The organism is Mycobacterium sp. THU-M104, from assembly GCF_049197365.1.
In the GTDB taxonomy this organism is placed as follows: Bacteria; Actinomycetota; Actinomycetes; order Mycobacteriales; family Mycobacteriaceae; genus Mycobacterium.
Window position 1 is genome coordinate 1 of the sequence record NZ_JBMIOP010000078.1, and the last position, 23,590, is coordinate 23,590.

Genomic DNA, 23,590 nt, shown 5'->3' on the forward strand with positions numbered 1-23,590 from the left:
CGGGTTTGCAGCCGGATGTATTCGTCGACGGTGTAGATCGGGCCGAAGTGCCAGTGCTTGAGCGCCCAGCCGTGGGCGATCAGCACGATGTCGAACACCGCGAGGTCGACGTCGACGTCGTGGAACACGCCGGCGGCGATCCCGCTCTCGATGGACGCGCGCAGCGGTGCCGCGCTGGCGATCTCGAGCTCCTTGATCTGCGCGCGCCCGGCGGGCCCCAGGGTTCGGCTCTCCCGGTAGGTCAGCACCACCCCGTCGAGGTTCTCGTCGACGATCTCGACATAGCGGCGGATGCCGGCGGTCAACTGGTCGACGACGTCGTCGCCGGCCGCGGACATCACCGGCGCCAACTGGTCGCGGAACACGTCCAGAATCCGCACGATCGTGGCCAGCAGCAGGTCTTCCTTGCCGCCGAAGTACCTGTAGATCAGGCCCACGCTGACTTTGGCCTCGCGGGCCAGGTCCTGCATGGACATCTGGTGAAAACCGCTGCGGCCCATGACCGTGACCGCGGCGTCGAGCAGCTGGCGGCGACGCGAGCTGGCCCGCGCCGCGCGCACCGCCTCCCCGGCGGGAAGCTCGCTGTAGTCGACCGCCATGAGACGCCTTCAGATACCCAAGTCCTTGGCGATGATCGTCTTCATGATCTCGTTGGTGCCGCCGTAGATGGTCTGGATGCGGGCGTCGACGAACGCGCGCGACACCGCGTACTCCCGCATGTAGCCGTACCCGCCGTGCAACTGCAGGCAACGGTCGGCGGTGCGTACCTGTAGGTCGGTGGTCCACCATTTCAGCTTCGCGGCCCGCGCGGCGGTCAGCTTACCGTCGAGGTGCTCGGCCAGGCAGTCGTCGAGAAATGTTCGGGCGATGTCGATTTCTGTGGCCAGTTCGGCGAGCACGAACTGGCTGTGCTGGAAGCTGGAGATCGGTGAGCCGAACGCCGTGCGGTCACGGACATAGTCCAGTGTCTGGGCCAACACGCCCTCAGCGGCTGCGACGGCGCCTACCCCCAGCGCGAGTCGCTCCTGCGGCAGATTGCCCACCAGTTGGTAGAAACCCGCGCCCTCCGCGCCCAGCAGGTTGGCGGCAGGCACGCGCATGTCGGTGAACGTCAGCTCGCTGGTGTCCTGGGCGTGCAGGCCGATCTTCTCCAGGTTGCGGCCGCGGCAGAAGCCCGGTGTGTCGGCATCGGCCACCAGCAGCGACAGGCCCTTGTGCCGATCCGGGGAGGTGCGCACCGCGATGACGAACAGGTCGCCGCACTGGCCGTTGGAGATGAACGTCTTGGCGCCGTTGACGACGTAGCAGTCCCCGTCACGGGTCGCCGACGTCCGGATGCCGGCCAGGTCGCTGCCGGCGCCGGGTTCGGTCATCGCGATCCCGAGCACGGTCTCCCCGGTCACCACCCCGGGCAGCCAGCGCTGCTGCTGCTCGGATGTGGTGAGGTCGGTGAGATAGGGCAGCACGATGTCGTTCTGCAGCGAGATGGCGATCGACTCGGCGGCCGCCCCGGCCCGCTGCAGCTCGTCGATGACGATCGCGTTGTAGCGGAAGTCGTCGACGCCCGCGCCGCCGAACTGCTCCGGTACGGAAAACCCGAGCAGCCCAAGCTTTCCGGCCTCGCTGAACAGCGACCGGCCCCATTGGCCGTCGCGCTCCCAGCGCTCGTGGTTGGGGACGACGGTCTCTCGCACGAAATCGCGTACCAGCGCGCGGAACTGGTGGTGCTCGGGGGTGTATTCCAGGGCTGCCATGTGGGTCCTCGGAGTCAGCGGAAGGCGTCGGTGCCGGTGAAGGCCTGGCCGAGCACGAGCTGGTGCATCTCGGCCGTGCCCTCGTAGGTCAGCACCGATTCGAGGTTGACCATGTGCCTGATCACCGGGTACTCGAGCGATATTCCGTTGCCTCCCAAAATGGTTCGAGCGGTGCGGCAGATCTTGATCGCCTCGCGGGTGTTGTTGAGTTTGCCGAAGCTGACCTGCTCGGGGCGCAGGCCGACGCTGTCCTTCAGCCGTCCCAGGTGCAGCGAGAGCAGCTGCCCCTTGTGCAGCTCGAGCGCCATGTCGGCGAGCTTGGCCTGGGTCAGCTGGAACCCGGCGATCGGGCGGCCGAACTGGGTGCGCTGGGTGGCGTAGTCCAGGGCGGACTGCCACGCCGAGCGTGCCGCACCCATCGATCCCCAGATGATCCCGTAGCGCGCCTCCGACAGGCACGACAGCGGACCGCGCAGTCCCTTGATCCCGGGCAGCATCGCGTCGGCGGGCAGCCGGACGTCGTCGAGCACCAACTCGCTGGTGATCGAGGCCCGCAGCGACAGCTTGTGGTGGATGGTGTTGGCGGCGAACCCCGGGGCGTCGGTGGGGACGAGGAAGCCCCGGATCCCGTCGTCGGTGGCGGCCCACACGACCGCGACGTCGGCGACCGAGCCGTTGGTGATCCACATCTTGCGCCCGTTCAGCACCCAATCCGAGCCATCCTGGCGAGCACGGGTTTTCATGGCGCCCGGGTCGGACCCGGCGTCGGGCTCGGTCAGCCCGAAGCAGCCGAGCAGCTCGCCGGCGGCCATGCCGGGCAGCCACTGTTGCTTGTGCTCCTGCGAGCCGAACTTCCAGATCGCGAACATCGCCAGCGAGCCCTGCACCGACACCATCGACCGGATGCCGGAGTCGGCGGCCTCCAGCTCGGTGCAGGCCAGGCCGTAGTGCACGGCCGAGGCGCCGCCGCACCCGTAGCCGTGCAGGTGCATCCCGAGCAGGCCAAGCGCGCCGAACTGCTTGGCCAGCTCCCGCACGACGGGCAGGTCCCCGGCCTCGAACCAATCGGCGACGTACGGGGTGACGTGCTCGGCGCAGAACTTCCTGACGGTGTCGCGCACGGCGATCTCGTCGCTGGACAACGACGCGTCCAAGGCCAGCGGGTCGTCGCGGTCGAAGGGGGGCGGTGTCTGAATGCTCATGCGGCTCAGCCTGCCACTAGCCGGCCATCGTCAGTCCACCGCTCACGCTGATCACCTGTCCGGTGATGAACGACGCCGCCTCGGAGGCGAAGAACAGCACCGGAGCGGCGACCTCGTCGGGCCGGGCCAGGCGGCGGAACGGGATCGCTTTGACCAGGGCCTCTTTGAGTTTGTCGGGTTGCGCGTGGAACAGCGGGGTGTCGGTGGGGCCGGGGCACACGCAGTTCACCGTGATCTGGTGGCGGGCCATCTCTCGGGCCAACGACTTGGTCAGCGCGATCACCCCGCCCTTGGCGCCGGCGTAGATCGACTCGCCCGCGCTGCCGACGCGGCCGGCGTCACTGGCGACGTTGACCACCCGCCCGCCGGAACCCGTCTCGATCATGCCCGGAAGGAACGCCGAGCACACGTGCACCGGTCCCAGATAGTTGATCGCCACTACCTTGGCTGCGAATTCTGGTGTGGCATTGAGGAATTGGTCGGTGCGGTCCCATCCGGCGGCGTTGACGACGATGCTGGGCACGCCTGCTTCGCGATGGGTGCGGTCGCGCAGGATGTCTACGCGGGCGGGATCGGCGACATCGACCGGCAGCGCGATGATCAGATCGGGGTGCTGCTCGGCGGTCGCCGCCGCGGCCGCCTCGTCGAGGTCGGCAGCGACGACGCGGTTGCCGCGGGCGGCCAAGGCCAGTGCGATCGCCCTGCCGATGCCCGACCCGGCACCGGTCACCACCGCGATCCCGCTCTGTGAATAGCTGTTCATTTCCGACGAATCTAGGTTCACCGCGGCAACGCGGTCAAGGGTGACGGCCCGGCCGGGTAGTCTCGCGGCATGCGGCGGCTGGCTTACCTGGTCGTAGACGTCGTCGGTGTGCTGGTGTTCTGCGCCCTCGGGCGCCGCAGCCACGACGAGGGCATCACCGTGACCGGCGTGGCCACCACGGCGTGGCCTTTCCTCACCGGCACTGTCGTGGGGTGGGTGGCGTCGCGCGGCTGGCGGCGACCCACGGCGGTGATGCCCACCGGGGTCGTCGTGTGGTTGTCGACCGTCGTGGTCGGCATGGTGTTGCGCAAGCTCACGTCGGCCGGTGTTGCCGCGAGCTTCGTGGTGGTCGCCGCCTCGGTCACCGCGGTGCTGTTGTTGGGCTGGCGGGCCGCGGTGAGGCTGGCCCGGCCGCGCGACGCGGATCGCTGACCGACGGCGCTGCGGGGACGCCGGTGTGCAGAGTTGCAGGGCCGGCGATTCTGGCGCCGGGTGGCGATGCCAACCGCCACGGGGGCTTGACTCCTTGAGCAATAACCCCGCGACCAGTGCTTAAGTAAGTTAATAGTCAATTAACTTACCGATTGCCCCGATGCTTGAACTTTCACGCGCGTAGCGTCGTGACCATTTGGTGATCAAAGCGTTGTGGGGAGGAGTGTGGGCACGTGAGTCCTATCCGGTCTAATGGGCAGCCGGCCACGAGTGTCTTGGCCGCCGTGGACGACACGCGCGTGCTGTCACCGGCGCCTCCTGCGGGCCTGTCGGCCGGGCAGTCCTGTTCGTGGCCGCCTGCCGCCGGACACGCCGAGTGGCGGTCAGGCTTGCGCTCGGCGGTGCTCGATGTGGTCGGCGAGTTCGTGAAGGTGCACACCACCGACCTCGTGGTCGCGGGCCTTGACGAGGCCGGCGAGATCCTGGCCGAGTTCGTGTCCGGCGGCAAATGCCTGCGGTCGACGTTCATGTATCTGGGCTGGCTGTGCGGCGCCCCGCCCAGTGGCGCGGCCCTGAAGGCGGCAGCGAGCCTTGAGTTGTTGCACGCGTTCGCGCTCCTCCAAGACGACGTCATGGACGATTCGGACGAGCGGCGGGGCCGTCCGGCAGTGCACGTGCGACTCGGGCGGTGGCATCGTGAACGCGGACTGTCCGGTTCGCGTCGGTTCGGCGAGTCGGCGGCCATCCTGCTGGGTGACCTCTGTTTGATCTGGGCAGCGCAGATGCTGCGCGAAAGCGGCATCGAATCACGCCGTCTGCAGGGGGCGTGGCCGCGCTATGACGCCATGCGCGCCGAGTTGGCTGTCGGCCAATTCGCCGACCTGGTGATCGATGTCCGCCAACTGCCCTCGCTGGAAGCCGTGCTGGACGTGGCTCGCCGCAAGTCCGGCAACTACACGGTGCGCCGCCCCCTGGAAATCGGGGCGGCAATGGCGGGCTGCGGCGATTCGCTGCTGACGCAACTGGGCCGCTACGGCGCCGCCGTCGGCGAGGCTTTCCAGCTGCGCGACGACGTGCTCGCGGTGTTCGGCGCACCGGCCGAAACGGGCAAACCCAACAGCGGAGACCTACTCGAACGCAAGGCGACCAGCGTGGTGGTCAGCGCCTACGAGCTCGCGGATGCACCGACCAGACGAGAGCTCGTCGCACTGATGCACACCGAAGAGCTCGACGAGTCCGCACTCGACCGCTGGAGAACGCTGATCATTGCAACCGGTGCCTTGGAGAGAATCGAGGACATGGTCGTGTGCAGGCTCGCATCCGCGCGAAAATATCTGGCGGACATGCCCATCAGCGATCCGGTTCGTGACGCATTGTCCGACCTCGCGGGCGCGTGCGGGGTGCGTTCGCAATGACGACCACGATGCCCAGACCGGTGACGCAACGCGCGACCGGGCGTCACCGCCGCAGGCGCGACCCGTTCACGGCACTTGCCCGCATGGCGCTGGCCTCTCCGCGACGCGTCATCGCGGCCGCGGTCATCCTCGTGGCCGCCGCTGCAGTCTTCGGCCTGCCGGCTGCGAGCAGCCTGTCCGGTGGCGGGATGGTCGACCCGGCATCCGAATCCGCTCGTGCCGCAGCGCTGCTCGCCCAGAAGTTCCACCGGGGCGAGTTGGAGATGACGATCCTGGTGAGTTCGGACGGCGGTGTCAAAGACGGCCCCGCGCGGTCGGTGGGCACCGACATCGTGAGCCAGCTCGCCAGGTCGCCGTTTGTCACGCAGGTCGCGTCGCCCTGGGATGCGCCGACGCCGCCGCCGGGGACGGTCAGTGGGGATAATAAGTCCGCGCTGGTCGTGGCCTGGCTCAACGGCGACGAGAACAGCGCACCCCGGCATGCCCAAGCGCTGGCCGACCGGCTGGCGCACGACCGCGGCGGGGTGACGGTCCGTGCCGGCGGCCCCGCCGTGCTCTACGCGCAAATCACGCAGCGAACCGAAAATGACTTGCTGCGAATGGAATCCATCGCGATACCGGCAAGCTTCATCGCGCTGGTATGGGTCTTCGGTGGTCTGTTGGCGGCGGCGGTGCCCATGACCGTGGCAGGGTTTGCGATCGTGGGCTCGCTCGCGGTGTTGCGAGCGCTGGCATTGGTCACCAACGTGTCGATCTTCGCTCTCAACGTGGCGGCCGCGTTGGGAATGGCACTGGCAATCGACTACACCTTGCTGATCATCAGCCGTTATCGCGACGAACTGGCCGACGGTCGTGGTCGCGACGTCGCGCTGGTCCGCAGCATGGCGACAGCGGGTCGCACGGTGCTGTTCTCGGCGATGACCGTGGCCCTGGCCCTGGTGCCGATGGTGCTGTTCCCGGTGTACTTCCTGAAGTCGTTCGCCTACGCCGGCATCGCGGTGGTGGCCTTGTCCGCCTTGGCGGCGGTGGTGGTGGCGCCGGCGGTGATCGTCGTGCTGGGGGATCGAATCGACTCATTCGACGTCCGGCACTTCCTGCGTCGGTTGTCCCGCCGACCCGAGACTTCGCCGCGGCCGATCACCCAAGACTTCTGGTACCGCACGGCCAGATTCGCCATCCGGCGTGCCGTTCCGGTCGGCGGGGCGATCATGATTCTCCTGCTCGTGCTGGTGGTGCCGTTTTTGCATGTCAAATGGGGAAATCCCGACGAGCGGGTGCTGCCGGCATCGGCGTCGGCACGATCGGTGAGCGAGGCGGTCCGCAGCAAATTCGGGGCGGATTCGGCAACGGGAGTCACGATCGTCATACCCGTGATCACGGAGCCGGCGAAGCCAGAGCTCGACACCTATGCCGCACAGCTGTCACGGGTGACCGACGTTGCGGCGGTGTCGTCCCCGACCGGCACGTTCGTCGCCGGTGCGCGCAAGGGCCCGCCCTCGGGGCCGGCCGGGCTGGTCGACGGCAGCGCATTCCTGACGGTGAGCACCGCCGCACCGCTGTACTCGCGCGTTTCGGAAAATCAGTTGGACCGCTTGCATTCGGTCGTGCCCCCGGGTCGACTGCCGGTGCTGATGACCGGAAACGCGCAGACCAACCGCGACTCTGTCACTGCGATCACATCACGGCTGCCGATGGTGTTCGGTTTCATCGCGGTCGTCACGCTGGTGTTGCTTTTCATGCTGACCGGCAGCGTGGTGCTGTCGATCAAAGCGGTTCTGCTCAATATTCTTTCGCTCACCGCGGCTTTCGGCGCGCTGGTATGGATTTTCCAGGACGGCCACCTCGGGGCATTGGGCACCACACCGAGCGGCACGCTGGTGGCCACCATTCCGGCGATGATGTTCTGCATCGCGTTCGGGTTGTCCATGGACTACGAGGTCTTCTTGATCTCGCGCATCCGCGAATACTGGCTGGGCTCTTCCCGAACACGAGCCGCCAACGACGAGAGCGTCGCGTTGGGCGTCGCGCACACCGGTCGCGTCATCACCGCGGCAGCGCTGTTGATGTCGATCTCGTTCGCCGCGCTGATGACCGCCGACGTGGCATTCATGCGGATGTTCGGCGCGGGGCTGACGCTTGCGGTTCTGGTTGACGCGACGTTGGTGCGGATGCTGCTGGTGCCGGCCTTCATGCATCTGTTCGGTGGCCTGAACTGGTGGGCGCCCGGACCGCTGCTGCGGTTGCGCCAGCGTTTCGTCACCGACTGCGCGGGCTCGTCGGCCCCTGCGCACCCTCCGGTGACAATCGGCGGTGCAATGGCATGCTTCGGACGGCGGGGGCGGCTGTGGGGGGACTGACTACGGGCTCCCCAGCGCCAATGCCTGCCGGGCAGCCTCGCGGATCGGGCCGCGCCACACGTCGCCGTGGCCGGGCAACAGCACGTCGGTGTCCAGGGTGGCCAACGCCTCCAGGCTGCGCAGGCAGTCCTGCTGTCGGTGGCTGAACATCGCCGGGAGTTCGTTCATGCGGTCGCGACCGGCTGACCGCCGCGCGTGAGAGGCTTACCCGGTGCTTCGGTTCGTCTCGGTTGACCAGGATGACCCGCTGGCGCAGACGTTGCTGGCCGAGCTGGCCGTCGAGTATGCGTAGCGGTCCGGCGGCACGCCCAGCACGCACCTGGCCTGGCTGCCCGTACCGCCCGACGAACTGGCGTCACCGGACGGTGGCTGGCTGATCGGCGTGCTGGACGGCGTACCTGTCATCGGCGGCGGGAATATGCGAGGGCGCTGCTCGCGGCGCTGGAAGCCGAGACCGCCGCGCGGGGATACCGGCGGCTGTACCTGATCACGGGCAATCGCCCACCCGAAGCCGAGGCGCTCTACGACACGACCGGCTACATTCGGGTACCGGCCGACCCGCTCCCCTCCTGGGGGCCGTTCCGCCCGATCGCGTTCGAGAAGCTGCTGGGGCCCGCTGCAAAGCGGTCGTAGGTCATCGCCGTCGGGGCCTTTTGCCTCTACGAGACCCACCGTGACGCGGCAATCGTTGCCAGCACAGTGCATCGGAGGTTGGCGGTGGGGCATATCGGTGAACTGCGCGAGCGGGCGCGCATGGGAATGCTGATCACGGCATTGCGCGACATCCAGTGGCGGCAGCGACGCTTCGTCATCGCGGCCGTCGGCACGGGAATGGTGTTCGCGATGACCCTGCTCATCGCCGGGATGATGGTCGGTACCCGGGTCGAGGCCCAGCGTCTGGTCGACTCGATCGGCATCGACACCTACCTCATCAAGGCGGGCGCGGTCGGTCCGTTCATCGGTTCATCGAGGTTTCCGGAGGCCGACGCGCGCGATATCGCCCGGATGCCGGGCTTCGAATCGGCGATCCCGGTGATCTACAGCAACATCATCCTGCAAGATCCGCGCTCACCGGAAAACGTGAACGTCTACGGTGTGCCCGAGCAGGCGATGCCGCCGATCGCGGCGGGGCGGGCACCGGTGAATCTCGGTGAGGTTGCCGTGTCGACGACGCTGCGGCGCTCCGTCGGCGACAACGTCGAGATGGGCTCGCAGGTGCTGCGCGTCGTCGGGTTGGTCAACAAGTCGACCACGCTGGCAGGCCAACCCAATGCGTTCGTGACCGTTGCGGAAGCGCAGCGGCTGATGTATTCGGGGCAGAAGGTGATCTCCGCCATCGGTCTGCGCGGCACCCCCACACCAATACCCGCCGGCTTTCGCATCGTGGACCGCAGCGCCGCGGTCGAGGACATGATCCGCCCGCTGCACATGGCCCGCCTGGCGATGCGGTACCTGACGATTCTGCTGTGGGCGGTGGCCGCGTCGATCGTGGGATCGCTGATCTATCTTTCGGCGCTGGAGCGCACGCGCGACTTCGCGGTGTTCAAAGCCCTCGGTGTCGCCACTCGCTCGGTGCTCGCCGGGCTCATGCTGCAGGCGGTGCTCGTCGCGTTGGCCGCCGCGATGCTGGGGGGTCTGCTGGCCGTGCTGATCGGCCCGCTGTTTCCGATGCTCGTGGTGGTGACCCACTCGGCCTTCCTGTCGCTGATGGCGACCGCGGTGCTGATCGGTCTGCTTGCCAGCGTGGCGGGCTTGCGGCGCGCGGTGGCCATCGACCCCGTGCTCGCGTTCGGAGCTTCGTGACCATGGGTGACCTGCGCATCAAAGACCTCGTCGTCGAATACTCCAACGGCGGGGAACGGTTCCGCGTCATCGACGGCCTGAATCTGGAGGTCACGGCCGGATCGCTGGTGATCGTGTTGGGCCCCAGCGGGTGCGGGAAGACCACGTTGCTGTCGTGCATCGGCGGCATCCTCACCCCGACCGGCGGAAGCGTCCAGGTCGGTGACATCGACGTCACGACGCTGGACCGGCGCAGGCTGACCACGTACCGGCGCCGCACCGTGGGTATCGTCTTTCAATCGTTCAACCTGGTGGCAAGCCTCACCGCACTGGAGAACGTGATGGTGCCGCTGTGGGCGGCCGGGTGGTCGCAGCGGGCGGCGCGCGAACGCGCCGAGGAGTCGCTGGCTCGTGCCGGGTTGCAGGACCGCATCAGACACCGGCCCGGCGATCTCAGCGGCGGTGAGCGGGAACGGATAGCCGTGGCACGCGCGATCGCGCTGGATCCACCGCTGATTCTGGCCGACGAACCGACGGCCCACCTCGACTACGCCCGCGCGGAAGGGGTGCTGCGGCTGCTGCGGGAGCTGGCCGGCGGCGAGCGCATCGTCGTGGTCGCCACCCACGACACCCGGATCCTGCCTTTCGCCGACCGCGTCGTCAGGCTGACACCGGGTGTCGCCGCGATTGACTCCGAGCCCGAAACTGTTTGTCTGGCAGTCGGTTCGGTGTTGTTCGAGCAGGGCAGCATGGGGGAGCGGATCTACGTCGTCGTCGACGGTGAACTGGAGGTCGTGCGCGAATCGGCCGACGGTTCCGAGGAACTGGTCAAGGTCGTGGGGCCCGGCGAGTATGTCGGAGAGCTCGGGCCGTTGTTCCGCATGGCGCGCTCGGCATCGGTGCGCGCACGCACCGATGCGGTCGTCAACGGATACACCGTGGAGGCGTTCCGCAGACAGCTCGAGGCGTACACCGAGCATCGCTTCCTTGGATGCACTACCGCCGACACGGAGCAACCCTGATGGCACGGCAAAATGGTCATGACGAATCGTACTGGGAAACAGACGATTACGCGGGACTCATGGCGCCGACATTGGTCGGGCAATTGCAGTACCGGGCGGGACGCTATCGGGATGCCCTTGCTTTCACCTCCTCTCGCGATGGCGAGGAAAACCAGAACAGCGTGCTGACCTATCGGGAGTTGGACGCCCGGGCGCGGCGGATCGCGTCGAACCTGCAGCAGCAGGGCGCCGCGGGCGAACGGGTTCTGATCCTGTGCCCACCGGGTCTGGACTTCATTGCCGGCCTGTTCGGGTGCCTTTATGCCGGAGCGGTCGCCGTGCCGGTGCATCCGCCGGTGCGCGATCACCTGGTCCCGCGCGTCGAGTCGATCATCGCCGACGCGCAACCCGTCTTCGCGCTGTCCGACGCCGAGATGCTGGAGAGAATCAGGCCCACGGTGGACGGGCTGGTCAAGGGAAGTCCGTTGCGGTGGTTCGTCACCGACACGGCGGGCGACGCACGGCTGTGGGTGCCGCCGGACATCGACGGCGGCACGGTCGCCATGGTGCAGTACACGTCGGGATCCACGGCCGCACCGAAAGGCGTTGTGCTGTCGCATGGTAACCTGGTCCACAACCTGGAAGTCATCCGCCATACGTGGAAGTCGGGATTCGACAGGATCGGATACGGCGTCTTCTGGCTGCCGCCATACCACGACATGGGTCTCATCGGCGGCATCCTCGAGACGCTCTATGTCGGGGGCACCTGCACCCTGATGCCGCCGAACGCGTTCATCAAGCGTCCGATGCGGTGGCTGGAATCGCTGTCCCGGCATCGCGGCATGATCACGGCCGCGCCCAATTTCGCCTACGAGCTGTGTGTCGAACTCAGCACCCCCGAGCAGCGCGCGGCGCTCGACCTGTCCAACTGGTCGACGGCCATGTGCGGCGCGGAGCCGGTACGCAGCGAAACCCTGCAGCGTTTCGCCGAAGCCTTCGCACCGGCGGGTTTTCGGCCGGAGGCGTTTTGCCCGGTGTACGGGCTGGCGGAAGCGACGCTGCTGGTCTCCGGGGGGTCGGACTCGCCTGTGCCGGTGGTTCGGCACATCGATCGCATCGCGCTGCGGGAACGACGGGTCGCGGAGGTTGCGCCGGAAAACCCGAGCGCCACAACGTTGGTCGGTTTGGGTCATCCGCAGGGCGGTCAGGAGGTCGTCATCGTCGACCCGGAGACCCGGCGGCCGTGCGACGCCGACGAGGTCGGCGAGATCTGGGTCGCCGGACCGAGTGTCGCGCAGGGGTACTGGGGAATGCCCGAACAGACCGAGGAGGTGTTCTCGGCGTACCTCGCCGAGACCGGGCGCGGCCCCTTCCTGCGCACCGGGGACCTGGGCTTCCTGCGTTCGGGAGAGTTGTTCGTCACCGGACGCCGCAAGGACCTGATCATCATCCGCGGCAGCAATCACTATCCCGAGGACATCGAGATCACAGTGCAGGCCTGTCACCCGGCGCTGCTGCGTGGCCGGGGTGCGGTCTTCTCCGTCGCCCCGGCACCCGACGCCGCCGAAGAGCTCGTCGTCGTGCAGGAGGTGAACCACCAGCAGATCGGCGACGCCGAGCTCAATGCAATCCTGGACGCGATCCGGACGGCGGTCACCGAGCGCCACGAGATCCAGGTGCACGCCGTTGTACTGGTCGAGCCGTTGCGGATCCCGACCACGTCCAGCGGTAAGATCCAGCGGTCTGCCTGCCGGCAGCAGTTCCTTGACGGCCGGCTCGAGCCCGTCGCCGAATGGCGCGCAACGCCGTCCGGCCTTCGTCCCGGGGCCGGCGCGGCGGAACAAGGTGGGCGCAGCGCCGCGGAGGTGGCGGACTGGCTGGCTTCCCGGCTCGCCAGTGAACTCGGTGTTCCGGCAACGGATGTCGACCCATCCCGTCCGTTCGCCTACTACGGCCTGGATTCCGTGCGTGCTGTCCAGCTGACCGCCGAGTTGGAATCCTGGCTGGGACGCGAACTTTCGCCCACGCTCGCCTACGAATACCCCACGATCGACGCCCTTTCCCGGCATCTCGCCGGGGAAGCCCCCGCCCCCACCCCCGCGCCGGCCGCCGACGTCGGCGGCGCCCGCGCCACCGACGAGCCGATCGCCATCATCGGGCTCGGCTGCCGGTTCCCGGGTGCCGACGGGCCGGCGGCATTCTGGCGGGAGCTGTCGGACGGCGTGGACGCGATCAGCGAGATCCCGCCGGAGCGCTGGGACGCCGACGCCTTCTACGACCCGGATCCGTCCGTGCCGGGCACCGCGGTGACCCGACGGGCCGGTTTCGTGCCCGCGATCGACCGGTTCGACTTCCAGTTCTTCGGCATCTCGCCGCGGGAGTCGGCGCAAATGGATCCTCAGCAGCGCCTGCTCCTCGAGGTGGCATGGGAGGCATTGGAAGACGCGGGGCAGGTGCCGGAGCGGCTTGCCGGCAGCGACACCGGCGTGTTCGTCGGCATCTCCACCAGCGACTATGCGACCGGCCGGGCCGGTGACCTGCGGCTTGTCGACGCCTACACCGGCACCGGAAACGCGTTGAGCATAGCCGCCAACCGGCTCTCGTACTTCTATGACTTCCACGGGCCGAGCATGGCGATCGACACCGCCTGCTCGTCGTCGCTGGTCGCCGTCCACCTGGCCTGCCGCAGCCTGCGTGACGGCGAGTGCGCACTGGCCCTGGCCGGGGGCGTGAACGTCATCCTGTCGCCGGCGCTCATGATCAACTTCACCAAGGCCAACATGATGGCTCCCGACGGCCGCAGCAAGGCGTTCGACGCCGGCGCGGACGGCTTCGTGCGCGGCGAAGGCGCCGGGATCGTCGTTCTCAAACCGCTCAGCCGGGCACTGGCCGACAACGACCCGATCTATGCGGTGATCCGCGGCACCGCCGTCAACCAGGATGGCCGGACGAACGGGCTGGTCGCCCCCAGCCGGCAAGGACAGGAAGCCGTGCTGGCCGCGGCCTACCGCCGCGCCGGTCTTTCGCCCGGCACCGCCCAGTACGTCGAAACCCACGGCACCGGAACGTTCCTCGGCGACGCGATCGAAGCGAACGCGCTGGGCACGGTCCTGGCGAACGGTCGTCCGCCGGGCAGTCGGTGCCTGATCGGCTCGGTCAAGACCAACATCGGCCACCTGGAGGCGGCGGCCGGGGTGGCCGGCCTCATCAAGGTCGCGTTGGCGCTGCGGCACCGGGCGATCCCACCGAGCCTGAACTTCGTCGAACCCAACCCCGAGATCCCCTTCGACAGCCTGCCGGTGCGGGTGGCGCAGACCCTGGTCCCATGGCCGCAAAGCGGCGGGCGAGCGGTCGCGGGCGTCAGCGCCTTCGGCTTCGGCGGCACCAACGCGCACGTCGTGCTCACCGAAGCCCCGCAGGTTCGCGACGCCGCTCGACCCGGGGCCGAGCAGGGCGCGTCGCCGGATCGCGCCGAGTTGCTGCCGCTGTCCGCGCGTTCCCCCGAAGCGCTGGCCGCGCTGGCCGGCCGCTACGAGTCGGCGCTGGCATCCGGGACGAGGCTTGCCGATCTGTGTTACACGGCAGGTGCCCGCCGCGGCCACTACGAGTATCGGCTTTCCGTTGTCGCGGACTGCGCCGCCGCGATGTCGGAATCCCTGGCCGCCTACCGGCAGGGGCGGTCGCGGGCGGGGCTCTCCGCCGGGCAGTGCCGTCCCGGCCGGCAACCCGACGTGGTCTTCGTCTTCTCCGGCCACGGTGCCCAGTGGCACGGCATGGGGCGGCGGTTACAGGTCGAGGAGCCGGTGTTCGGCGACGCCCTGGCAACATGCGACCGCGCGCTGCAGCCCTATCTGGGCCGCTCCGTGCTCGAGGCGCTGGCCGGGGACGAGGACCTCACAGAGGTCGGCGCGATCCAACCCGCGATCTTCGCAATCCAGGTGGCGCTGGCCGCACTGTGGCGGTCATGCGGGGTGGAGCCTTCCGCGGTGGTGGGACAGGGCCTGGGTGAAGTCGCGGCTGCGCACGTCGCCGGCGCGCTGAGCCTGGATGACGCCGCACGGGTGATCTGCACCCGATCCCGAATGCTTCAGACACTGCGCGGCCAGGGCACGATGGTAGCCGCGGAGATCAGCCTCGCCGAAGCCGAAGAGCTGATCGCCGGCCGGGAGCAGCAGGTCGCAATCGCCGGCAGCAACAGCCACCGATCGACCGTGTTGTCCGGGGAGCGAACGGTTTTGGCGGAGCTGACGGCGGTGTTGAGGCAGCGCGGCCGCTTCTCCCTGTGGGTCGACACCGACGTGGCATCCCACACCCCCCAGATGGACGCGTTGGTGGCCGGTCTACGTGCCGGCCTCGCCGGACTGCGGCCGACCGCGCCAGCGGTACCCCTTTATTCCGCGGTCACCGGCGACCTGCTGACCGACCGCCTGCCGGACGTCGACTACTGGACGGAGAACCTGCGCTCGCCGATGCGCTTCTCGCCTGCCATGCGGAGAATGCTGGACGGGGGCCACGACATTGTTGTCGAGATCAGCCCGCATCCCACCCTGCTCACCCCGATCGCCGAGGACGCCCAGGACCTGGGGCGCAGCGCTACGCTGCTGCCGTCCATGCGCCGTGACGACGGGGGGCGCGCGACGATGCTGGCCTCGCTCGGCACCCTCTACACCCTGGGCCAGCCGGTCGCCTGGGAGCACCTGTATCCCCCCGGCAGCCACTGCGTGGCCGCACCGACCTACCCGTGGCAGCGTGTCTATTCCTGGGTGGACGTGGGGAGCATCAGCGCACCGCCGCACGCGGAGCCCGGCGCTGCGCCGGCGGGCGGCACGCCGGAAGCCGGGAATGCGCCCGGGCCCGGAAGCGGCCTCCGCGACGCGCTGCGGGGCGCGACACCGCAAGAGCGCCAACGGCTGCTCGAGTCCTACCTGTGCGAAATCGCGGCCGACAAACTCGGCATGGACTCGGCTGCCCTGGACGTCCGGGCGCCCCTCAACAGCCTTGGCGTCGACTCGCTCATCACGGTGGAGCTGCGGATGCAGGTGGAGCGCGACCTGGGCATCGTCGTGCCGGTCACCCGGCTGATGGAGGGACCCACCGTGGCCGGCCTCGCGGGCTGGCTCCGCGACCAACTGACAGCCGGCACACCGCAGCCCGACGGGGCGCCCCCGCGGCAGAGCGCACCGGGGCAAGCGGCCCCGCAGGAAGCAGACGGCGCGCCGTCGCGCGGCATCGACCTGCTCACCCGGGTGCCCGAGCTCTCCGACGATGCCGTGGAGGAGCTGCTGCAGAAGGTCCTTGCGGGACAAGGGGCGGCGCGGGAGCCGGCCGCGAAGGAGGGGAACGATGATGGGTGAGTCCATCGACATCTCGGGTCTGTCACCGGAGAAGAAGCGGGCGCTGCTGTCCCGGCTGCTGATGGAGGAGGCGGAGGAGTCGGCTTCGGTGCACCCGCTGTCCCACGGGCAGCGATCCATGTGGTTCGTCCACAAACTGGCGCCGGCCGGCGCCGCCTACACCATCACGTATGCCGGGCGAATCACCGGCGAGCTCGACGTGCCGGCGCTGGAAAGGGCCGTCCAGGCACTCGTCGACCGGCACTCGACGCTGCGGACGACGTACGCCGAGCGCGACGGGCAACCGGTCCAACTCGTTCATCCGCGGTGGCCGGTGCGGATCGCCCGGCACCCCCTCGGACCCGATGAGTCCGAGCTGGACGAGTGGATACGCCGGGAGGCCGATCGTCCCTTCGACCTCTACACGGGCCCCGTGTTGCGCGTGACGCTGCTGGAGCGCACACCGACGGACCACGTCCTGCTGCTGGTGGTGCATCACATCGCCGTGGACTTCTGGTCCATCGACGTCCTGCTCGACGAGCTGCGCCTGCTGTACGCCGCCGAGCACGGCGCGGCCGCGCCCCCGCCGCCCGCGGAGAGCTTCGTCGACTACGCCGACGAGCAAGCGCGGATGCTCGCGGGTGCCGAGGGCGAGCGCCTCTGGGCGTACTGGAGCGAGCGACTGGCCGGCGGCCCGCCGGTCCTGCAATTGCCCACCGACCGCCCGCGCCCGCCGGTCCAGACCTATCCGGGCGCCGTGCACCGCTTCACCCTCGACGAGGCGGCGACGGCCGCGCTCACGCAGTTGAGCCGGAGCGTCGGCGCGACCCCTTACATGACCCTGCTGGCCGCCTACGCCGCGCTGCTGCACCGCTACACCGGCCAGGACGACCTGGTCATCGGCTCCCCGTTCGCGTGCCGTGACCGGCTCGCGTTGGAAGGTCTGGTCGGTTATCTCACCAATCCGCTGCCGCTGCGCGCCGACCTGCACGACGATCCGACGTTCACCGAGCTGCTCGGCCGCGTCAAGGACACGGTGCAGGGCGCCCTCGAGCACGAGGACTATCCGTTCCCGCTGCTCGTCGAGCGGCTGGCGCCGGTGCGCGACGCGGGCCGCACCCCGCTGTTCGGTGTCGCTTTCGTCTGGGAACAGACCCGCCGCTTCTCCGACGAGCTCGCCCCGGGAAGCGGGGGAGAGCTGCAGCTGGAAACGCTGCACATCGGGCAGGGCGGCGCGCCGTTCGACCTCATGATGGAGATGGGCCAACGCGACGGGAAGTTCTCCGGCCTGCTGCAGTACAACACCGATCTTTTCGACGCCACCACGATCGAGCGGATGGCCGGGCACTTCGCTACGCTCCTCGGCGGTGTCGTCGCCGACCCGGGCCGGCGCGTCTCGCAGCTGCCGCTGCTCACCGAGGAAGAACTCCGGCAGCTGGCCGCCTGGAACCAGACCGACGTCAGCTATGACGGTCCGGCCTGCCTGCACGAGATGGTGGCGGCAACGGTCGCGCGCGTCCCCGACGCGGTCGCGGTGGCCTACGACGGCCGCGAGCTGACCTATGCGGAACTCGACCGCCGGGCCGACGACCTGGCGCACCGGTTGCGGCGGCTCGGCGTGGGCCCCGAGGTCATCGTGCCGGTTCTGGTGGACCGCTCCGAGGATCTGGTGGTGGCGCTGCTGGGCGTCCTCAAGGCAGGCGGTGCCTTCCTGCCGCTGGACTCCGCGCAGCCGTCGCAGCGCATGGCCGCGATGCTGGCCGACGTGCCGGACGCGCCGGTCTGTGTCACCCACCGGCGACACCTGGTGCACGTGCCGCCCGACTTCACCGGTCACCGGATCTGCCTGGACGCGGCACCGGAAACGGGCGGCGAGCCCGGCACCGGCGCGCCCGCCGCCGCCACGCCGGAGAGCCTCGCCTACGTCATCCACACGTCCGGCTCCACCGGTAAGCCGAAGGGTTGCCTAAACACCCACGCCGGGATCCGTAACCGGCTGCTGTGGATGCAGGACGCCTACCGGCTGACCGCCGACGACCGGGTGCTGCACAAGACACCGGTCAGCTTCGACCCCTCCGTCTGGGAGCTTTTCTGGCCGCTGATCGTCGGCGCCCGGCTGGTGATCGCAGAACCCGAGGGCCACAAGGACGCCGCGTACCTGGTTCGGACCATCGTCGAACAGGGCGTCACCACAATGCATTTCGTTCCGTCGATGCTGCGCCGCTTCCTCGCCGAGCCCGGCGTGGACGCGTGCACCGGGCTGCGCCGGGTGATCTGCAGCGGCGAGGCCCTGCCGCACGACCTGCGGGACCACTTCCTGGCCACGCTGGACGCGGAGCTCTACAACCTCTACGGGCCGACCGAAGTCGCGATCGACGTCACCCACTTCCACTGCCGCCGCGGCGAATCCGGCCCGCTGGTGCCGATCGGGCGACCGATCGCCAACATCCGCGCCTACATCCTGGACGCCCATCTGCAACGGGTGCCGGTGGGTGTGCCCGGCGAGCTGTACGTCGGCGGAGTCGGCGTCGGACGGGGGTACTTGCACCGGCCGGAACTGACGGCCGCCGTTTTCGTCGCCGACCCGTTCGGCGGCGAATCAGGGCACCCCGGTGAGCGGTTCTACCGCACCGGCGATCTGGCCAGATGGCTGCCCGACGGCAACATCGACTATCTGGGCCGCCTCGACTTCCAGGTGAAGGTGCGCGGCTTCCGCATCGAGCCCGGGGAGGTGGAGGCCGCACTGGCCAAACACCCTGCGGTGGCCGAGGCCGCGGTGGTGACCCGAACCGACAGCCGCGGAAACACCCTGCTGGTCGCCCACGTCGTGGCGGTCGACGGCGCGGCGCCGTCGACGGCGGAGTTACGCCGCTTCCTGCTGGAACTGCTGCCCGCGGCCATGGTGCCGGCCGTCTTCGAGATGACGGAGGCGCTGCCGCTCACGTCGAGCGGAAAGGTGGACCGCAAGGCCTTGATGGCCGCCGGCGGCACAACGCGGCCCCGGGAGGCCGCGTTCGTCGCCCCGCGCACGCGCACCGAGCAGGTTCTGGCCGGGATCTGGTGTGAGGTACTGGGCCTGGAACGGGTCGGGGTCGACGACGACTTCTTCGCGCTCGGTGGCGCCTCGACCCAAGCGCTGGAGGTCGCGATGCGGGCGAATGCGGCCGGCCTGCCACTGCGACCGGAGTCGACCTTCGTCTACGGCACGATCGCCGAGCTGGCCGCCGAGTACGGGCCGGTCGCCGACGAGGGCGCCGAGCACCCCGCAAGACCCGCCGAGGCGGCCCGCGCCGCACCGCGGGAGAAGCGAAACACGGTGATGGAGAGCATCGGCGTCTACCTGCCGGCGCGCATCGTGTCGACCGAGACGGTCATGGCGGAGTGCGACCACGAGATTCGCATACCGCTGGAACGCCTGACCGGCATCAAGAACCGACGTGTGGTCGGGGAGGACGAGTTCTCGATCGATCTCGCCAGGAAGGCGGCGACGGACTGCCTGTCCCGGTCGAGCTATCGGCCCGAGGAGATCGACCTGGTCATCGCCTGCAACATCTCCCGGCGCGACGGGCCCGGCCACCGGTTCGCGTTCGAGCCGAGCACCGCCGCACGGCTGCGCGAGCAATGCGGCCTCGTCAACGCGCTCGCCTTCGACATCAGCAACGCGTGCGCCGGAATGTTCACCGGCGTCACCGTTGCCGACGCCTTCCTGAAGACCGGGCAGGTGCGCAGCGCCATGGTGGTCAGCGGCGAATACATCAGCCACCTCACCGAGACCGCGCAACACGAGATCGAGAATCCGATGGACCCGCGGCTCGCCTGCCTGACCCTCGGCGACGCCGGCGCGGCGGTGATTCTGGAGCGCGGGCCCAACGACCGGGTCGGCTTCCATGACATCGACATCGCCACCCTGAGCGACTACAGCAAGCTGTGCATCGCCAAGGCGACCGAGGGCCCGCACGGCGGCGCGATCATGCTCACCGACTCCGTCACGCAGACCGCGATCGCGGTCAAACATTCGGTGCCCTACGTCGCCGCGGTGATGCGGCGGCACGGCTGGCGGCCGGAGACCACCGATCATCTGGTGATGCACCAGACGTCGGAGGCCTCGATCAACGACGCGGTCGCCGCCGTCAACCGGGTGTTCGGGGAGGGCGCGGCCAACCGGGACAACACCATCTACAACGTGGCGGAGCGCGGGAACACCGCCAGCACCACTCATTTCGTCGCGCTGATGGACTACATCCTCAACAACCGGATCCAGTCCGGCGACAACGTGGTCTTCTCCATCACCGGGTCCGGGCAGAGCGTCGGCGCCGCGCTGTACACCTTCGACGACCTGCCGGACCGGGTGCGCCGATCCCCCGCCGGCCGGCGCGCCCGCAGCGCTGCGGCCGACAGGAACCGCACCGAGATACCGGCTCCGGCCCGCGTGCGCATCGACAGCGTCGGCACGGCTCCCGCCGGGGCGTCGGCTCCGCCGAGTTCGGTACGGCTGGCGGCCGACGCGGCGTCGGCGTGCCTCGACCACACCAGCCTCGATCGGGCGGCGGTCGGGCTGATCGTCAACGCCGGCATCTACCGCGACGAATTTCTCAGCGAACCGGCGGTGGCCACGCTCGTCGCCGGCGAACTCGGAATCAACGGCGACATCGATTCCCCGGACGGGCCCAAGACGCTCGCCTTCGACATCCTCAACGGCGCGGTCGGCTTCCTCAACGCCTGTCAGGTCGCCGCGGAGATGATCGGGGCGGGAAAGGCCGACCATGCCATGGTCGTCGCGTCGGAGATAGAAAACAACGGCCCCGAGAGCGGCCATCCGATGAACGGCATCAGCCAGACCGGCTCGGCGATCCTGCTCAGCCGCAGCGATGGTCGGGAAGGTTTCGGCCGCTTCGTGTTCCGGTATCACCCGGAGTACGCGGGGGCGCTTGCCACCTACACTCGGCAGACGGACGGGCGGGCCTGGCTGCAGATCGACCGCGACCCGCAGCTCGCCGGCATCTACCGGAGCTGTATCCCCTCGGCCGCCAAGGAACTCCTGGCCGTCGAAGGACTCGAACCGGCCGACATCGCGGTCGTGATCCCGCCGTACCTGCCCCCCGACGAGCTTGACCGCCTGGCCACCGAGATCAGTATCCCGAGATCGCGCTTCGTCGACCCCGGCTGCGACGCCGGGCTGGACGGCGACCCGTTCACGTCGTCCGTGCCGTACGGGCTGGAGCAGGCCCGGCGGCGCGGGCTGGCCCGGCCGGGCGGCATCGCGCTGATCGTGACGGCCGGCTCCGGTGTCCAGGTCGGCTGCACCACCTACCGGTTCTGAGCCGCGTCCCGGCGTTCGGGCCCCTGCGGGCCCGGGCCGCTCAGTACTTGTGGCAGGTGTTGGCCAGCGGCACGACGATGTCATGGAACGGCTGCGCCTCGGGCCTGTTCGCCATGTCCAGCAGCATCTCCCGCCGCTGCGACGGCGGCGCATCGACGAGATCGTGCAACCAGGCCTGCGCTTCCGGTGACGCGTTGAATTGCGCTGCGGCATGAGGGTATTGCGCGTTCAAGGCGCGGACCACCTGCGAGTACGTGCAGGTGCTCTTGATGGCCGGAGTCAGATCGGGATCGGCGGACGCGACCCCGACCCCGGCGGTCAACGACAACGCCAGGGCGCCAACCGCGACAGCCAGTCTGGTCAACGACGGTGTCTCCGTTTCGTGAGCGTGCCCTGTTTCCGTGCCGGCTGCCGAGTATAGCTACTTCGAGCACGTCGCGGGCGCGGCGCGCAACTGCATTTCACCGCGGCCGGCCGCACCTCGGTGCAGTCACCTGTCGATGCCGTGGCAGCCGCGGCGTCAGGAAACCTTCGCGGGCCGGATCATTCCTCGAGCCCGAAACCATGCGACTGCGTCGCGGATAGCCGGCTCGACGGGGGCCACGACATAGCCGAGTTCGCGCACCGCCTTGTCGCTGGAGAACCGGTAGATCCTGGTGAACGCGTATCTGACGGAGATCGAGTTCACCGTGGTATCCCGACCGGTGACGACCTCGACGAGGTCGCCGGCCTTGCCGCCGATCCATGCTACGGGATAGGGCAGCCGACAGCGCGGCGGGTCGACGCCGGCCACCCGCGCCACCCGCTCCAGGTAGTCGCGGTACATCAGTTCCTCGCCGCCGAGGATGTAGCGTTCGCCACGCCTCCCGCGCAGCCAGGCGGCGATCATCCCGCGCGCAACCTCGCGGACGTCGGCGAAATTGTTGTATCCCGTTGTCCAACAAGGAACCCGGCGATTGGCGACCTCGACGATGAGGCGACCAGAACTGGGTTTGGCGTCGCGCGGGCCGACCAGGTAGGTGGGGCTCACGATGACGGCGTCCAACCTGTCGCAGGCCTGCTGCACGAGGATCTCGCCGCGCCGTTTGGTGACCGCATAGGCCGATGCCAGCTTCGCTTTGTCCCATCCCCATGGGGTCTGCTCGTCGGCGGGCGTGCCGTCGGGTGTGGGTCCGATCGTGTTCGCGGTCGCGGTGTGAACGACCCGCGGCGTGCCGGCGGAAATCGCGGCGTCGATGACGGCTTGCGTGGCGCCGACATTGACGGCCGAGATCGCCGGCGTGATCCTGCTCCTGGTCGAAACGTATGCCGCACAATGGAAGACCACGTCGGCCCCGGCGAAAGCATCGCGAAGCTCGGCGACCGAACCCAGGTCGGCGCGTACCCACTCGACCGGGAGATCGGCGAGCGAGCTGGTGCCGGTGCTCGGGCGCCGCGTGGCGGTGACGGTGTGTCCCTGCGCGATCAGTTCGGCGGTCAGGTTGGCCCCCAGGAGCCCGCTCGCCCCGGTTACCACAGCGTGTGCCATCACGTTTTCCGTTCCAGACTTTGGTTGCCGCCGAACGATCCATCACGGGTCGAGTCCGTGCCCGTGTACGGTACCGCGCGACTCGCATGTGCGTCATCCGCCGCGGGCAAGTGCGGCCGCCTGCTCGGTGGCCTCGCGGATCGGGCCGCGCCACACGTCGCCGTGGCCGGGCAACAGCACGTCGGTGTCCAGGGTGGCCAACGCCTCCAGGCTGCACAGGCAATTCTGCTGGCTGTGGCTGAACACGGCCGGAAGCAGCTGCGGCCCGCCGTCCCGGAGCAGCGGGTGGCCGGTGATCAGCGCGTCACCGCTGGCCAGGACGCCGTCGACGACGTAGGAGCAGTGCCCGCCGGTGTGCCCGTGGGTGGGAATGGCGATCGGGTGTCCCGGCAGCCCGGCGGCGATCGCGGCGGAAAGCGGCTGGGCCGACGGGATGCCGTCACGGATCAGGCCACCGCTGCGCACCACGTGCAGCCCCCACACCGCCCATCGGGGCCGCCAAATGCGCAGGGCCACATCGAAAACCGAAGCCTGTTCCAGGTATTCCCGCTTGGCGTGGCCCACTTCGTCGGGGTGGCAGTACACCGGGGTCTGGTGTTCGTCGGCAAACCAGATCGCCGAGCCCAGGTGGTCGATGTGCGCGTGCGTCAGCAGGATGGCGCGCACGTCGCCGGCGTGGTAGCCGAGCTGGCGCAGCGAGGCC

The 23,590-nt window shown here is 69.0% G+C and carries 14 protein-coding genes and 2 pseudogenes; 8 read left to right on the plus strand and 8 right to left on the minus strand.

Annotated elements, in window-relative coordinates; translation table 11 throughout:
* The 4 genes from ACOJVU_RS07350 to ACOJVU_RS07365 form a co-directional block, all read right to left on the minus strand.
* Nucleotides 1-599, minus strand: a 599-nt coding sequence (locus tag ACOJVU_RS07350; protein WP_421529179.1) for a TetR/AcrR family transcriptional regulator, incomplete at its 3' end; no start/stop codon positions are given.
* A gap of 9 nt (nt 600-608) precedes the next feature.
* Nucleotides 609-1,754, minus strand: a complete 1,146-nt coding sequence (locus ACOJVU_RS07355; protein ID WP_421529180.1) for an acyl-CoA dehydrogenase family protein — start codon at nt 1,752-1,754, stop codon at nt 609-611.
* A 14-nt stretch (nt 1,755-1,768) separates the two neighbouring features.
* Complete coding sequence (locus ACOJVU_RS07360; RefSeq protein ID WP_421529181.1) at nt 1,769-2,956, minus strand: acyl-CoA dehydrogenase family protein; 1,188 nt, start codon at nt 2,954-2,956, stop codon at nt 1,769-1,771.
* A 16-nt stretch (nt 2,957-2,972) separates the two neighbouring features.
* Nucleotides 2,973-3,719 (minus strand): SDR family NAD(P)-dependent oxidoreductase, encoded by a 747-nt coding sequence (locus ACOJVU_RS07365; protein ID WP_421529182.1) that lies wholly within the window; start codon nt 3,717-3,719, stop codon nt 2,973-2,975.
* A gap of 69 nt (nt 3,720-3,788) precedes the next feature.
* Between ACOJVU_RS07365 and ACOJVU_RS07370 the strand changes: the two genes are divergently transcribed.
* The 3 genes from ACOJVU_RS07370 to ACOJVU_RS07380 all read left to right on the plus strand — a co-directional run bounded on the left by ACOJVU_RS07370 (nt 3,789) and on the right by ACOJVU_RS07380 (nt 7,923).
* Nucleotides 3,789-4,151: a DUF3054 domain-containing protein gene (locus ACOJVU_RS07370; RefSeq protein ID WP_421529183.1), complete on the plus strand. Its 363-nt coding sequence runs from the start codon at nt 3,789-3,791 to the stop codon at nt 4,149-4,151.
* A 284-nt stretch (nt 4,152-4,435) separates the two neighbouring features.
* The gene (locus ACOJVU_RS07375; protein ID WP_421529184.1) at nt 4,436-5,566 is read left to right on the plus strand and encodes a polyprenyl synthetase family protein; all 1,131 of its coding nucleotides are present in this window, start codon (nt 4,436-4,438) and stop codon (nt 5,564-5,566) included.
* Nucleotides 5,567-5,649: 83 nt separating this feature from the next.
* The gene (locus tag ACOJVU_RS07380; protein ID WP_421529190.1) at nt 5,650-7,923 is read left to right on the plus strand and encodes an MMPL family transporter; all 2,274 of its coding nucleotides are present in this window, start codon (nt 5,650-5,652) and stop codon (nt 7,921-7,923) included.
* Here the strand turns inward: ACOJVU_RS07380 and ACOJVU_RS07385 are convergent.
* Nucleotides 7,924-8,082, minus strand: a pseudogene (locus ACOJVU_RS07385) (MBL fold metallo-hydrolase); the annotation flags it as partial. It abuts the gene before it with no gap.
* A 52-nt stretch (nt 8,083-8,134) separates the two neighbouring features.
* On the opposite strand from ACOJVU_RS07385, the pseudogene ACOJVU_RS07390 reads away from it, so the two are divergent.
* From ACOJVU_RS07390 to ACOJVU_RS07410, 5 genes and pseudogenes are all read left to right on the plus strand, one after another.
* Nucleotides 8,135-8,556 (plus strand): annotated as a pseudogene (locus tag ACOJVU_RS07390) (GNAT family N-acetyltransferase).
* A 126-nt stretch (nt 8,557-8,682) separates the two neighbouring features.
* On the plus strand, nt 8,683-9,726 hold the full coding sequence (locus ACOJVU_RS07395; RefSeq protein WP_421529191.1) for an ABC transporter permease: 1,044 nt from the start codon (nt 8,683-8,685) through the stop codon (nt 9,724-9,726).
* 2 nt (nt 9,727-9,728) lie between these two features.
* A complete protein-coding gene (locus tag ACOJVU_RS07400) occupies nt 9,729-10,727 on the plus strand; it encodes an ATP-binding cassette domain-containing protein (RefSeq protein WP_421529192.1) in 999 nt (332 codons plus the stop codon).
* A gap of 59 nt (nt 10,728-10,786) precedes the next feature.
* On the plus strand, nt 10,787-16,060 hold the full coding sequence (locus tag ACOJVU_RS07405; RefSeq protein WP_421529185.1) for a beta-ketoacyl synthase N-terminal-like domain-containing protein: 5,274 nt from the start codon (nt 10,787-10,789) through the stop codon (nt 16,058-16,060).
* Nucleotides 16,050-21,359 carry an amino acid adenylation domain-containing protein gene (locus ACOJVU_RS07410; RefSeq protein WP_421529186.1) on the plus strand — a complete coding sequence of 1,770 codons (5,310 nt, stop codon included), beginning with the start codon at nt 16,050-16,052 and terminating at the stop codon, nt 21,357-21,359. Before ACOJVU_RS07405 ends, ACOJVU_RS07410 begins: the two co-directional genes overlap by 11 nt.
* A 40-nt stretch (nt 21,360-21,399) precedes the next feature.
* Here ACOJVU_RS07410 and ACOJVU_RS07415 read toward each other — a convergent pair whose 3' ends face one another.
* The 3 genes from ACOJVU_RS07415 to ACOJVU_RS07425 all read right to left on the minus strand — a co-directional run.
* A complete protein-coding gene (locus ACOJVU_RS07415; RefSeq protein ID WP_421529187.1) occupies nt 21,400-21,723 on the minus strand; it encodes a hemophore-related protein in 324 nt (107 codons plus the stop codon).
* Nucleotides 21,724-21,879: 156 nt separating this feature from the next.
* Nucleotides 21,880-22,887 (minus strand): NAD-dependent epimerase/dehydratase family protein, encoded by a 1,008-nt coding sequence (locus ACOJVU_RS07420; RefSeq protein ID WP_421529188.1) that lies wholly within the window; start codon nt 22,885-22,887, stop codon nt 21,880-21,882.
* 93 nt (nt 22,888-22,980) lie between these two features.
* Nucleotides 22,981-23,590: MBL fold metallo-hydrolase (locus ACOJVU_RS07425; protein WP_421529189.1), on the minus strand; the 610-nt coding region annotated here is incomplete at its 5' end.

Bases quoted from the DNA above. Each gene is read 5' to 3' on its own strand.
- ACOJVU_RS07355 (WP_421529180.1), bottom strand. From the start codon at position 1,754: ATGGCAGCCCTGGAATACACCCCCGAGCACCACCAGTTCCGCGCGCTG.
- ACOJVU_RS07360 (WP_421529181.1), bottom strand. From the start codon at position 2,956: ATGAGCATTCAGACACCGCCCCCCTTCGACCGCGACGACCCGCTGGCC.
- ACOJVU_RS07365 (WP_421529182.1), bottom strand. From the start codon at position 3,719: ATGAACAGCTATTCACAGAGCGGGATCGCGGTGGTGACCGGTGCCGGG.
- ACOJVU_RS07370 (WP_421529183.1), top strand. From the start codon at position 3,789: ATGCGGCGGCTGGCTTACCTGGTCGTAGACGTCGTCGGTGTGCTGGTG.
- ACOJVU_RS07380 (WP_421529190.1), top strand. From the start codon at position 5,650: ATGGCGCTGGCCTCTCCGCGACGCGTCATCGCGGCCGCGGTCATCCTC.
- ACOJVU_RS07395 (WP_421529191.1), top strand. From the start codon at position 8,683: ATGCTGATCACGGCATTGCGCGACATCCAGTGGCGGCAGCGACGCTTC.
- ACOJVU_RS07400 (WP_421529192.1), top strand. From the start codon at position 9,729: ATGGGTGACCTGCGCATCAAAGACCTCGTCGTCGAATACTCCAACGGC.
- ACOJVU_RS07405 (WP_421529185.1), top strand. From the start codon at position 10,787: ATGGCGCCGACATTGGTCGGGCAATTGCAGTACCGGGCGGGACGCTAT.
- ACOJVU_RS07410 (WP_421529186.1), top strand. From the start codon at position 16,050: ATGATGGGTGAGTCCATCGACATCTCGGGTCTGTCACCGGAGAAGAAG.
- ACOJVU_RS07420 (WP_421529188.1), bottom strand. From the start codon at position 22,887: ATGGCACACGCTGTGGTAACCGGGGCGAGCGGGCTCCTGGGGGCCAAC.